This is a genomic window from Terriglobia bacterium (assembly GCA_020073185.1).
Taxonomy (GTDB): Bacteria; Acidobacteriota; Terriglobia; order Terriglobales; family Acidobacteriaceae; genus JAIQGF01.
This window is the reverse complement of sequence record JAIQFT010000080.1, coordinates 1-12,200: the sequence shown is the minus strand read 5'-3', so window position 1 is coordinate 12,200 and position 12,200 is coordinate 1. Positions and strand designations below refer to the sequence as shown.

The 12,200-nt window shown below is 57.7% G+C and carries 11 protein-coding genes and 1 pseudogene; 2 read left to right on the top strand and 10 right to left on the bottom strand.

Annotated elements, in window-relative coordinates:
• Positions 1-452 precede the first annotated feature (452 nt).
• Positions 453-1,811, top strand: a complete 1,359-nt coding sequence (locus tag LAN64_19260) for an IS110 family transposase (protein MBZ5569969.1) — start codon at positions 453-455, stop codon at positions 1,809-1,811.
• A 776-nt stretch (positions 1,812-2,587) separates the two neighbouring features.
• On the opposite strand, the gene LAN64_19255 is transcribed toward LAN64_19260, so the two are convergent.
• The 7 genes and pseudogenes from LAN64_19255 to LAN64_19225 all read right to left on the bottom strand — a co-directional run bounded on the left by LAN64_19255 (position 2,588) and on the right by LAN64_19225 (position 8,200).
• Positions 2,588-2,950: a nitroreductase/quinone reductase family protein gene (locus LAN64_19255; protein ID MBZ5569968.1), complete on the bottom strand. Its 363-nt coding sequence runs from the start codon at positions 2,948-2,950 to the stop codon at positions 2,588-2,590.
• 45 nt (positions 2,951-2,995) lie between these two features.
• On the bottom strand, positions 2,996-3,316 hold the full coding sequence (locus tag LAN64_19250) for a carboxymuconolactone decarboxylase family protein (GenBank protein MBZ5569967.1): 321 nt from the start codon (positions 3,314-3,316) through the stop codon (positions 2,996-2,998).
• Between the two features lie 188 nt (positions 3,317-3,504).
• The gene (locus LAN64_19245) at positions 3,505-4,503 is read right to left on the bottom strand and encodes an aldo/keto reductase (protein MBZ5569966.1); all 999 of its coding nucleotides are present in this window, start codon (positions 4,501-4,503) and stop codon (positions 3,505-3,507) included.
• A gap of 146 nt (positions 4,504-4,649) precedes the next feature.
• Positions 4,650-5,018 (bottom strand): annotated as a pseudogene (locus tag LAN64_19240) (alcohol dehydrogenase catalytic domain-containing protein).
• A gap of 243 nt (positions 5,019-5,261) precedes the next feature.
• Positions 5,262-6,140 (bottom strand): metallophosphoesterase, encoded by an 879-nt coding sequence (locus tag LAN64_19235; GenBank protein ID MBZ5569965.1) that lies wholly within the window; start codon positions 6,138-6,140, stop codon positions 5,262-5,264.
• 16 nt (positions 6,141-6,156) lie between these two features.
• Positions 6,157-6,714, bottom strand: a complete 558-nt coding sequence (locus tag LAN64_19230) for a hypothetical protein (protein ID MBZ5569964.1) — start codon at positions 6,712-6,714, stop codon at positions 6,157-6,159.
• Between the two features lie 187 nt (positions 6,715-6,901).
• Positions 6,902-8,200, bottom strand: a complete 1,299-nt coding sequence (locus LAN64_19225) for a zinc dependent phospholipase C family protein (protein MBZ5569963.1) — start codon at positions 8,198-8,200, stop codon at positions 6,902-6,904.
• A gap of 62 nt (positions 8,201-8,262) precedes the next feature.
• Here LAN64_19225 and LAN64_19220 point away from each other — a divergent pair, with 62 nt between their 5' ends.
• Positions 8,263-9,030, top strand: coding sequence for a tyrosine-protein phosphatase (locus tag LAN64_19220; GenBank protein ID MBZ5569962.1), 768 nt, complete (start codon positions 8,263-8,265; stop codon positions 9,028-9,030).
• A gap of 284 nt (positions 9,031-9,314) precedes the next feature.
• Here LAN64_19220 and LAN64_19215 read toward each other — a convergent pair whose 3' ends face one another.
• The 3 genes from LAN64_19215 to LAN64_19205 all read right to left on the bottom strand — a co-directional run bounded on the left by LAN64_19215 (position 9,315) and on the right by LAN64_19205 (position 11,807).
• Complete coding sequence (locus tag LAN64_19215; protein ID MBZ5569961.1) at positions 9,315-9,554, bottom strand: GlsB/YeaQ/YmgE family stress response membrane protein; 240 nt, start codon at positions 9,552-9,554, stop codon at positions 9,315-9,317.
• Positions 9,555-9,838: 284 nt separating this feature from the next.
• Positions 9,839-10,456 (bottom strand): PEGA domain-containing protein, encoded by a 618-nt coding sequence (locus tag LAN64_19210; GenBank protein MBZ5569960.1) that lies wholly within the window; start codon positions 10,454-10,456, stop codon positions 9,839-9,841.
• Positions 10,457-10,673: 217 nt separating this feature from the next.
• A complete protein-coding gene (locus tag LAN64_19205) occupies positions 10,674-11,807 on the bottom strand; it encodes a hypothetical protein (protein MBZ5569959.1) in 1,134 nt (377 codons plus the stop codon).
• Positions 11,808-12,200 lie beyond the last annotated feature (393 nt).

The window sequence follows — 12,200 nt, the reverse complement described above, 5'->3', positions numbered from 1 at the left end:
ACTCCCGCGCCGGGAAGATCGGAATCGGCCGTGCAGAAGTGGAATCTCGATGTCCCGCGCGAAAAACTTGGCGAACTCACGCAACCGAGTACGCCGCTGCCCGTGCCGAAATTCAGCTACTTACACCACGGGCTGCTAGTCACCTGAAAGCAATCGATCTTGCTGAGACTTGGCTCCGAGTTGGACGGATTAGTCCTGTTAAGCGTGCAACTGGCGTTTGCCAGACAGGATGTAAAGGAACGCGGGGAGAGAGATGATGCTGGGCGCCGGTCGGATGACAGCTACAGCCCGCGCCGACATTGGTGCTCGATGTTCAAGCCCGACGGTGAAGCGTGGGTCCGAGGTTTGCGTACAGACGTGTGATGACGCTCGTCAGCTCTGACGACGATCTCGATTGGGAGTTTGCCTTTGATTCGCGCCTTGGGCATCCGACCGGCAGCTCGGAGGAGCCAATGGCGAAGAGGTCAAAGAAACGGTGTGAGGAATTGCCCATATTGCACCCGGATGCAGCCGGCATCGATGTAGGCGCGAGCGAGTTGTTTGTTGCCGTCAGCGCTGATCATGATCCCCAACCTGTTCGTAGTTTCCCTACCTTTACTCGCGATCTGAATGCACTTGCGGACTGGCTACAGCAGTGCGGGATTCGCTCAGTGGCAATGGAGTCAACAAGCGTGTACTGGATTCCCGTGTATCAGATCCTAGAGTCCCGCGGGCTAGAGGTGTGTCTCGTCAACGCGCAGCACGTAAAGAATGTTCCCGGCAGGAAGACCGACGTGTCCGACTGCCAGTGGCTGCAGTACCTCCATTCTGTGGGTCTGTTGCGAGCCAGCTTCCGTCCTCCTGGCTTCATTTGTGCTATTCGCTCTCTCTGGAGACACCGCAGCAGTCTGATCCAGATGGCGGCAGAGCATGTGCTGCACATGCAGAAGGCGCTTGACCAAATGAACCTCCAGATTCACCGTGTCCTGAACGACATCACCGGACTGAGTGGCCTCCGGATACTGGACGCAATCCTCGCTGGCGAACGAGACCCCGTGACTTTAGCTCGGCTCTGTCATGGTGGCGTAAAGAGCAGTGAGGACACGATCGCGAAATCGCTTGAGGGTGACTATCGCCCAGAGCACTTGTTCGCGCTCCGACAGTCGCTGGCTGCGTTCCACTACTACCAACAGCTGGTCGTCGAAGTGGATCAGGAGATTCAAGGTCAACTAGGCAGTCTGGAGACAGCGACAACCGCGGAGCCCACAATACCCAAACGAACCAAGGCTTCCGGCTATCAACGGCGCCGGTATGAGCCGAAGACGTTCGACCTCCGCAGTGAGTTGTATCGGATCTTCGGAGTGGATCTTACCAATGTGCCTGGCATCAGCGCGATTACCGCCCAGACCATCCTCTGCGAGATCGGCACAGATGTGTCCCGGTTCCGAAATGCTTCCGCCTTCGCGTCCTGGCTGGGACTGTGTCCGGAGAATAAAATCAGTGGTGGCAAGGTGCCCTATACAAAGAGTCGCCGCGTCAAGAGCCGCGTTGCCACTGCGCTACGCATGGCCGCGAACTCGCTGCATCACGCCAAAGACTATCTCGGCGAGTTCTTTCGGCGCATCACTCGGAAGCTCGGCAAACCCCAAGCAATCACCGCCACAGCCCACAAACTTGCACGCATTGTGTATCACCTGCTCAGCACTAAAGAAGCATACAACGAAGCCGTCTTTCACCGCTGCGACGAAGAAGCTCTAAAACGCGCGCAATTTCGGCTCCGCAGACAAGCCGCTCAACTCGGGTTTCAAGTCATCCCCCTACAAAACGGGTGATGTTCCTTGGGAGTCGGCTTGTGGAGCGTGATGCTGGGCATTGGCTCAGCGCCGGATTGCTCCTGGATCATGGGCAACCCGGAAGTAATCCGATTGCGCATTGCGTGCCTGGCTGTACTGCCCGCGTTCTCCCGTGAAACGGTTTGAACCGATACGTTTCAACTCTTCGGCCTCCGCTCTGGTGGGCCGCTCCGCTCTTATAATCTGGGGAGCTCAAGGGATGATAACGGCCGAAAAATTTCACGGCACACTTTACGGCACACCTCACAAATGCCACCCCGGTAAGTCATTGATTGGCAGGGCGAAACTCAGGACTGGCGCCGCCAGCTCTGACTACTCATAATCCATTGGTCCCAGGTTCAAATCCTGGCGGGCCCACCAAAAGAATCAATCGCTGACACGAGTGGCCTTTCTTGAATTTTGCCGGATTGGGCCGCTAAGTCCATTGGTTTCGGGTCCAAATCCTAACGATCTCATCGCCCTTCAATCACTCACCTGGATTGCGTTTCTGGGGTGTCCGCAAGAATTTTTCGGCACACTGCGCGCTTCCGGTCGCGTTGCTGGCTCTGTGTCGCCGACGACTCGGGAATTAACGACGGTAAGCGCGTTTTATCGGTACTACTCCAACAGACGAACCGATGACTTCCGGCTTGCCCACTATCCAAAACACTATCGCGGGCCTCATGCGGCCGGTCGGCCAAGCCTCCGTAGTTCGCCACAGGATTGACTTGGTGATCGCTGGCAGCGAGCATGGCCGATAGCGGAAAGGGAGGTCATCACCGCACTCGAGCGACAACAGCAACGTCGAGCTTTGAATAGTACTTCTTCACGTTGTTTGCCCCGTACTTGTCGCGGAGTTTCTCGATCACGGACTTCACCTGCGTGGCGTCAGTGACAGCAAAAACCTTAAGTTCACTCTGTGTACCCCCAGCATCAATCCGAATTGAGGGGTTCTTCAGAACGTTCTTGTACCATTGTGTATCCGACCCCTTCACCGGCAAGAGGTACAGCTTGCCGTCATCCCACACGAACCAGATTGGCAGTGAGATGGTGCGTCCTGACTTTCTGCCGGTCACGGTAATCGTGATTTCGCGATCTCGAGAAAGGCGATCTGTTAAAGCATCGTTCCGCTTTGCCATGTGCACTTTTCTGTACCTAACGCTTAGCTTGATAGCTCTCGGCTTTCAGGCCTTCGAGAACACCTCTTTTGCGACCATGATGGCGCTCATTGCATTGGGCCAGCCTGAATAAAATGCCAGATGCGTAATGACCTCAATCAATTCTTCCTTCTCGACTCCATTCTGCACGGCATGACCCAGGTGAAACCGCAACTGATCCGGACGATTCATCGCAATCAGCGCCGCCACGGTTGCGAGACCACGGTCGCGCTTAGAGAGCTCCGGGCGTTCCCATACGTCTCCGAAAAGCACGCGATCTGTCAGATCAACCAGCTTGGGCGCGAAGTCACCAATCATCTTCTGCGCGGCTGTCGGTTCTTTACTCATCCTGATTACTCCTTTCACGTTCAATCATCGGAACCGCCCTCCTTTGCCCCTTTCGGCGAGTTCGCCGATGAGCAGCGCGAACGGCTCGGTGTATCGAGCGATCCGAAGAGGGCCGCAATCCACCGGATCGAAACCCAAGATGCCGATCCCCATGCTGCTCTCTCTAGCGTTTCGTTACCTCTTGCCGCTCACAGACCGGTCATTCGCTCGAGTTTTTCCGGGTACCGCGCCCCTTCCACCTTAATCTTTGAGGCGGCGCTATCGAGGTCGCGGAGGTCGTCGGGCGTCAGTTCGACTGCCGCTGCTCCGATGTTCTCTTCGAGGCGGTTTAGTTTCGTCGTGCCCGGGATCGGAACAATCCACGGCTTTTGAGCGAGTAGCCAAGCTAGTGCGATCTGCGCAGGAGTCGCCTTCTTCCGCTTCCCAATGCTGCCGAGCAGATCAATCAGTGCCTGGTTTGCCTTGAGAGCCTCCGGCGTAAACCGAGGAAGAGTGCTGCGGAAGTCGGAGGTATCGAATGTCGCGCTCTCTTTGATTGCTCCAGTCAGGAATCCCTTGCCGAGAGGACTATACGGGACGAGGCCAATCCCGAGCTCCGCAAGTGTCGGTATCACTTCTTGCTCCGGCTTCCTCCACCAAAGCGAATATTCGCTCTGGAGAGCCGTGAGCGGCTGGACGGCGTGAGCGCGACGAATCGTCTTCGCGCCTGCCTCGGAAAGTCCGAAGTGCTGCACCTTACCTTGCTGAATCAGATTCTTCACCGCTCCCGCAACGTCTTCAATCGGCACATTCGGGTCAACTCGGTGCTGATAGAGCAGGTCAATGGTCTCGACCCTGAGCCGCTTGAGCGACCCTTCGACGGCCTGCTTGATGTGCTCCGGCCGACTATTCAGACCTGCCGCTCCCGGTCGATTATCGCTGCCGCTCAGATCGAACCCGAACTTGGTGGCGATCACCACTTTCCCTCGGAACGGAGCGAGAGCTTCGCCCACCAGCTCTTCGTTCAAGTACGGGCCGTAAACTTCGGCGGTGTCAAAGAATGTGATGCCGCGATCCACGGCGGCATGAAGAAGAGTGGTCATCTCCTGCTTGTCTTTGGCCGGGCCATAGGAAAAGCTCATTCCCATACAGCCAAGACCGATTGCCGAAACCTCTAGGTTGCTTTTTCCAAGTTTGCGCTTTTGCATCGTTTCTCCTTACAAATCGAATTGGTCCCGGTTACGATGCTGCCCTTGCACGCTGTTGTTCGCGCCAGCGAGCCGGTGGAACTCCCTCCCAAGTGCGAGGCTTGTTCGGCGCACCGACGAGGGTGATGGTGCCATCGCGGCGTATGCTTGTCGGGAAAGTTGTAAGTGAAGGTCGGATTCGGGCAGAACTGCTCGAGGCCCGCCAAGTACTCAGGGCAGGTGCGATCGGAGTCCCCCATGCAGCCGACGGCAGCAAGGTCGCCGGGCTTGAACTTGGTCACCGAAGAGCCGGCCTTGGTTACGCGGCCGACGATTTCGTGCCCCGGAACACATGGATAGACGGTGGGCATAAATTCGCTCCACTCGTTGCGGACTTGGTGGAGATCGGAGTGACAAATGCCGCAATACAGAATTTCGATCTGTACGTCGTGTTCGGTTGGGTCGCGCCGCGTGATTGTGTTGGGGACCGCCGGCGACGTCGCACTGGCAGCGGAGTAAACTTTGGCGTTGTACATGTGCTTAATGTAGATGCTCGCCTGGCGCTTCGATATGCAGAATGCGCCATTCTGCATGCAAAATACGCCAAAATGCTGCGAGGCTTATTCTTCAACTTTGCTCCTACCGGTCCTCCAAGTGGGAATTGCGCCCACAATTAGGCGCTGGGTGGAGTTCTTGCGGAATTCACAGAGACGCAAGCATTCGGCGGAGGAAGTAATTCAAATGGGCACCAAGCGGATCAGTATCAGATCGGAGGTGTTTCAGGGTGACGACGTAGCGGCTCGGGTCCGCACTTGCCGTTGGATCACTCCAGAGTCCACCGTTACGCCAGCGCGTGAGATCGTCTGGAAATACATCTCGTCTCCGGCGATTTCGACCAGCATGAACGTGCGGTCAGTGTCGAATCCTTTGCCTTTGATCTCGGTCTTACGCAGGTTGCCGTAGCGCAATTTGCCGGAAGCGCCTTCGGTGAAGTAGTAGATTCCCTTTTGGGGTTGGACGCGCTCGTAGACGTGGTCATGGCCGGAAAATACAACGTTGACTCCATATTGGACAAACAGAGGCTCCAATAGCAGCCGCAAATCGGTTGCCGGACCATGCGTTTTTCCGGATGAATAGAGAGGATGATGAAAGTAGCAAATTTTCCACTCGTCGCTGCCGGCGTCGTTTTGTAACTGTGTTTCCAGCCAGGAGATCTGGTTCGGGTCCATGTAGTCGCTGTCGAGGGCATAGAAGCGCACGTTGCCCTTCTTGAAGCTGTAGTAAGTCGCGCTGTTCATGTTGAACAGCTTGTAATAGCGTTCGTTGGGGTTGTCGTGGTTCCCCAGTGCCGCATAAAACTTAACGCCAGCGTCCAGCAGCGGCTTGTACGGGGCCTCGAATTTCTTCTCAAAATCCCTGGGGCTACTGCCGCCGTAGATGTTGTCGCCCAACATGATCACAAAATCGAACGGGAAGTCCGGGCGAGCTGCGGCCATTCGCTGGGCCACTTCATACTGCGCCGCATCGCCGGTTCCCATATCGCCGATGGCTGCGAAGCGAACCGAATTGGACTTGAGAGGAAGCTTGAATTCGCCCGCTCGCGGGCTTGGGGCGAGCAGCAAGAAGATGCTAAGAATGAGAACAAGACGGCGTCGCATGGTTCTGTCTGGTGATTCAATGTTCTGTGGAGATAACCTCGGGAATCAAATCGACCACCAGATTGGCTTTGACGTCCAACAGGACCAAATCGCGATCCACGATCCGGTAGGCGACTTCGTCCGGCAGTCTTGGGATCCTCAGCAACAGCGTCGGAGGAACGGTGGTGTACGGAACCCCCTCCGGGTAGGCCTGATTCACGCGCAGACGGACTGACTTGACCGGATCCCCTTGCCGGATCGTGGCGCGGGCGTTGGCGGCGTGAGGGCTCTGAAACTCGCTGCGAACCGCGTGCCGAAACGCCTCCCTGACATTGTCCGTGAAAATGTCGCCGCGCTGGGCGTCAGGCCGTGCTTCGCGAATTTTTCTCGCCAGGGCCTGCTGGTGCGCAGTGATCATTTCCGGCAGATCTGTGGGCTTAAGTTTCGGCAAGGTCGCTTCCACGGATTTGTGGAGGCGAACAAACTCGTCCACACGCTGAGAGAATTCCTTAAAGCCGGCTGCGTCCTCCTCCTGCTCCTTCCCCGCAGCGGCGGCTGAAGCGGCCAGCGCGCACCCCGCCACGAGCACGGCCACCAGCAGTGCAGATCGCGATAGTCCCCGGCTGCTTTTTTCCCCGTGCACCTAACTCCTTCCTCGCACCAAACAAGCTGCTCAATACAGTGAGATGCGCTCCCTAGGCGTCTTTGTTGTTCTGGACAACTTCCTCGACTGCTTCCTTGACCGCCTTCTTGCTCTGTGCCGGGAAATTTCTCAGGGATTCTTACCGGGTCGCCCCGGCGCTGCTCCCATTGGGGGAACGAAGGGCTGCAGATTCCAGTTGGAGGAGCTCGCGCAGGACGCGGGACCAGCGGCGAGGGGTCCGCCTGGTTGCGTTTGGGGAAGCGGGGTCGGCGTAAAAGCGTTCGATCTCGGCGCGCAACTCAGGGGTTAGGCCGGAGAAGTTCTGTTCTGCCAGGTGATGAAGGAGCTCGGCGTAAGTATCGTCATTCAGGCGATATTCGCCGGGCGCGGTTCTGGCGCCGACATCGAAATTGTCGTTCGGGAGCGTCACTCTGCCCGCGCCGAGGTCGGTGAGGAGGCTGCGATAGCGGTCGAGCGTGGCGTTGAAGCTGGCTTCGAACATCTTTTCGGTTTCCGGCGTGGGTGTACGGAAGGTGAGGATTCTTAGCGGCCCAATCTTCGGGATCAGCCGGAAGAAAAAGGCAAGAACCTTCTCGCCGACATTCGGCTTGCGGTAGTTCCTGCCCCAACTCTTCTCATAGCTCGCGCGCGACAGGTTATAGAGGAACCGACCGCGGGTTATGCCGGGCAGATCCTTCTGGATGTCATCCTTCTTGACTTCCCATGCCACCTTGGTTGCTTTGGGAATGACATTGCTGACGGCGTGACGATATGAGCCGATGGTCGTGGTTTCGTCCTGCAGAACCATGCTCAGCTTTACTCCGTACGTTTCCTCGAACGCTCTGTCCAGGAGAGGCTGCGCCACCTCGAATCCGATGAAATCATGGTAGGCGTCGGGGGCGAAGCGTCCTCTCGCCACTTCGAGGACATCGAAGCCGAACTCCGTCTTCACGTGCGCGAGCGGGCTGTCTTCGAAGGTCACCACGTCGCCGTATTTCTTCTTCAGCTCGGGATAGAGCAGAGGGACCGCCCGATTGACCGCCAGACGGTGGCCATCGTTGTCGGCGACCCAGTGCGACATTGACCCGATGGCAAAGGCGTACTCGTTGATGTCCCGCGAATCGCGCAGCAGGGCCTCAATGAAATCACCGCTGCGGATGTAGTGCGTCAGGTTGCTGAAGAACCTGTTGCCGTGCGGATAGTAGCCCAGGTCTTGGATGATGGCGCCGCCGTAAGCATAGGCATGGGCCTGGCGCAGTTCGTCTTGGGTGGCGTTGGGGAAGCGCTTCTGCAGCAGCGGCCGGATGTGCGTAGCCCAGACCGCGTCAACGATGGCCTCGTGAGTAAGCACGGAGTAAGCATCGCCGGAGGTCGGGAAGGCGAGAAACAGGATAAGCACACCGGACAAGATGATCTTGGTTCGAGGCGTCCCCGGCATCGATTTTTTAGTTTAGCAGCTTGACTCAAGAACCCGCAAAACGGCAAGGCCCTGAAGGTCGCATGGCAGGAAGTTTCGCGTGGAATGCAGTTCGGTTGTACGATGCGGAATTGGAGGCGCCGATGAAAGTGCAGGCAAGACCGCTGACAGGTCTGCTCGAGAATGCCCCGCACGACTACACCGCACTCAAGAAGGCATTCAGACTCGTTTCCGCTGTTGCACTGCTGGCGGGGACAATGTCCCTGGCCGCGCAGGAGCAGCAGCAGCCCGAGGTCCCCTCTGCCCCGTCGGCGGCGAACCATGCCATGGCGCGCAGGTTGACGCTCCCCGGCGTCCCGCGCTTCGGCGAAGTGACCCCCACGCTGTATCGGGGTGGGCAGCCGACCAAAGAAGGCTTTAGCAACCTGGCCGGGATGGGCATCAACATTGTGGTGGATCTGCGCGGTTCGCGCGAGAGCGAGCGCCGCCTCGTCACCGGGCTCGGGATGCGCTATGTCTCACTCCATTGGCAATGTTTCAGTCCGCGCGATGAACATTTCGCGCAATTCCTTACCTTGCTCCGCGTAAACCCCGGCAAAAAGGTTTTCGTCCACTGCCGTGTCGGCGACGACCGCACGGGAATGGATGTAGCAGCGTACCGGATGGCCGAACAGGGTTGGACTGCGGAACAAGCACGGAAGGAAATGGAGGCATACGGTGTGGATTGGTTCCACCGCACGATTTGCCCCCGGCTGTCGTCCTACGAAAAAAACTTTCCCGAGCGATTCAAGACTAGCGCCGCATTCCGAAGTCTGCGCTCCGGGAAGGACGCCCCCGAACCGCAGCCCTAGCGCCTTTCGTACCTGCGTCCCTCAGTTTCGCGCCCGCTCGCTCACATCGCCAAGTTGCACCCACGCCCGCGAGCAGTCCTGTCACGAGGTCCTTCCTGTGAGGACAAACGAGGCGGATGGTGATCAGCGTTCCAGAGCGCCGGGAAAGCGGAAGCCTGGTAGAATTGTCGGCCATAGCCTCCTGGCCTTGCTGGGCCCGTCGCGCATTTCAATGCATTCTTGGCTTAACGAATCTAGAGCCACAATTTTTTTCTGTGCGGTGGAGCTGAAGCAGTCTGAGCAACTCAGGCCTTCTTAAGCATCCGTACAATGGAAACCAGAACAACCGCTCCCAGTATCGCGATCACGATGCTGGGGATGAGCCCCCCGCTCGTATAAAAGCCCAGCATCCTCATGATCCAACCACCGACCACGCCACCCACCATGCCAAGTACGATGTCCATGAGCGGTCCATATCCAGAACCCTTCATGATCTTGCCGGTAGCCCAGCCGGCAACGAGGCCCACGATAATCACCCATATCAGCCAGAACATGAGAGCTCCTTTCTTATCACCCCGGCAGCTTCTTCGTTTGCGCGAGGTGATCGACGACAATCCTGATGGGCCAAATTCCCTGTCCGCCTGATGTTTAAGATGCAGATTCCGTATGTCATGGGTCGCATGTCAGCCCTTATTTCGGCCGTGCCGCGCTCGTGCGCCCCTGTAATCCGGGAAGGTGAGGATTTCGATCCGGTTGGTTTGCCTTGCCTTGTCCGGCCGCGGAAAATGAAACTGGGCCAGCCACAGTGAGCTGGCCCGCTGTTTCCATCTTATGATCCCGTGTCAATCAGGGGCTCTGCCAGGGGAGCGCCATTCCTAACTAACTCGGTCTTGATTTGAACTTTCTGATTAGCCAGCGGATTGATATCCGTCTCAAACGTCTGGTAGCCGGGAAGAGCAATCCTGATCTGATGTGTTCCTGGCGCAATCAGCATCCCTCGACCCGGGCCCTTGAACTCACCCACATGGCCTACGAAAAGGCCGTCCATGAAAACCGCCGCCCTCGATGGGTTGACGTCGATCTTCACTTCGGCCGTTACATCTGGCATCGGTGCTGTGGGCGCCCTCATCATTCTGACGAAAACGACTTGCTTCTGCCCAGGCTGGACCAGAAGATGTTCTGTGAAGTCCTTGTAGCCGTCCTGGCGCACGACAATGTCGTGGTCGCCAGGCAGTAGCAGAACCCTCTTCGATCCCTTGAGTTCCTTCAAAAAGCCCACGTACTGTCCGTCGACCCAGACACCGGATGTCTTTGCGATCTGGGACTTTCCTTCAAACTGAATCTCTCCCATGACATCGTTATTCGCGTACACAGCGAGGGCCAGGAACAGAGTGGGGACCAGAAGCAGTGCCCACCGTAATGGATGTATTGTTCGGAGTGCTTTCATCGCTACCTCCTTCCCCAGTGGAATTTGCAATGCGCTTGCCAGATTTCGTAAGTCCCTGTATTGAGAGGACCCCCGCCAAGCCCTTGCCTCCACGGAGTGGGAAAAATGTTCGGGTTACGGTAAGAATTTCGAGTCCTCCCGTCCTGGAGGCCGCAATTTACCGGCCTCCAGCAAGCTCTTCCGAGCCGCTAGTTGAGTCATTGGATTGGATTCGCTGCTAGCGGCGCGGTTCCTCCTTGCCAGAGCGTGGAGGGCCGTGTTGGGCATGAGCGCTGTTGCCCGCGGAGGGCGGTTTGTTCTCCCGATGAGGCGCGCTCTCTGGACGAGCCTGTCGCTCCGTGTGAGGGACCCTTTCGGTGCGAGGCGCGCTCTCGGGATGAGGCTGCCGTTCCGTGTGAGGGACCCTTTCCGTGCGAGGCGCGCTCTCCGCGTGAGGAATCCTTTCGGTGCGAGGCGCGTTCTCCCTCTCGAAGACTCGCGGCTGCCGCGGCGTCTCGGCGCGTGGTGCTGGAGGCGTGCGCTCCTCGGTCCTCGGGCGAGAAGCTCTGAGCTCCGGTCTATTCTCGGGGTGGCGAGCAGGGGTGCTCGGCCCGGCTGGAACTGCGCGATTCTCGGGAGCCTCGAGCGGAGCTCTACCCGGCCTTGCCGCTACCACACCGTGCCCGCTGATTTCGGCAGGCTTCTCCGTGGCAGCAATTGGTGGCCGCCCGTGATTCTCTGCCGCCAACAAGCTGCGGTTGGTACTGGCGGCGTGTTCATGCTGCACCTGTGCGGAGGTTGGTGCCACATGCCGCTCGCGAGCCAAGGCTAACTGCTCTGCGGTCGGACGCGCCCTTGTACCGCCGGAACCGCCGTTGTAGCTGACGCGATTCACGACGGTAACGTTTCCGACGACGGGTGCCCGGTAAACATAATGTATCCGGGCAACGTCTACGTTGTTGACGGTCTGATTGTAGAAGAAATGTCGGTCTCTCCAATAACCGCCATAGTAGCCCGTCCCAGGATACCCGAAACCGTAATCGATGCCACCGTAGTAGCCGATCACAGGACCCCAGTACCCGGGATGCCAGTAGTAAGCCGCGCTCTCAAAAGCCCAGTAACCGGGCGTCCACAGCAGGTCAGGTTCGGGGGACAGCGCCCAGGTGCCGGGTACCCAGTAGAATCCCACTGGGCTCCAAGCCCAGTACCCGGGCACCCAGATGTAATCCTCGCCCGGACAAAGGGGCTGCTCGTAAACCGGAAGTGGGGGTGGAGCGATGGAGACAGACAAGAAGACTTGCGCAGACGAAACGGCCGACGCGGATAGCATCGCAAGTACGAGCATCAACGAACGAATCAATTTAAGCCGCATGGACCCTCCTGCTGCCTCAGCATCCTTCGCTTACCCAGACACTCTGTAGTGGCTGCGGAAAGCGTGGATGAATAGGCTAGGTTTTTCGACCGCACGAGGATGAAAGTCCTCATCCCCTTTTGGCAATAAACAGTCACCTACAGTGAGATTAGGGTCGTTCGGAGCAAGGTTGCCCATGCAGTTCGTTGATTCCAAATGGGTTGTATTCGGCGGCGTAACTCCATGCCTGCCATGTCTTTGCGCTCGAGGGGCATTCCGGAGAGTGTCCCGCTTTTAGTTGGAGGTTGAAGAGCGGCGCTCGGGATCATGTTACGCGACCTCCTGCTTAGTCGCAGCTTTTTCTGTTTCTCCTCTTCCTAGGATTGCTCTCAGTTGCCAGATGTCCTTCCAGCC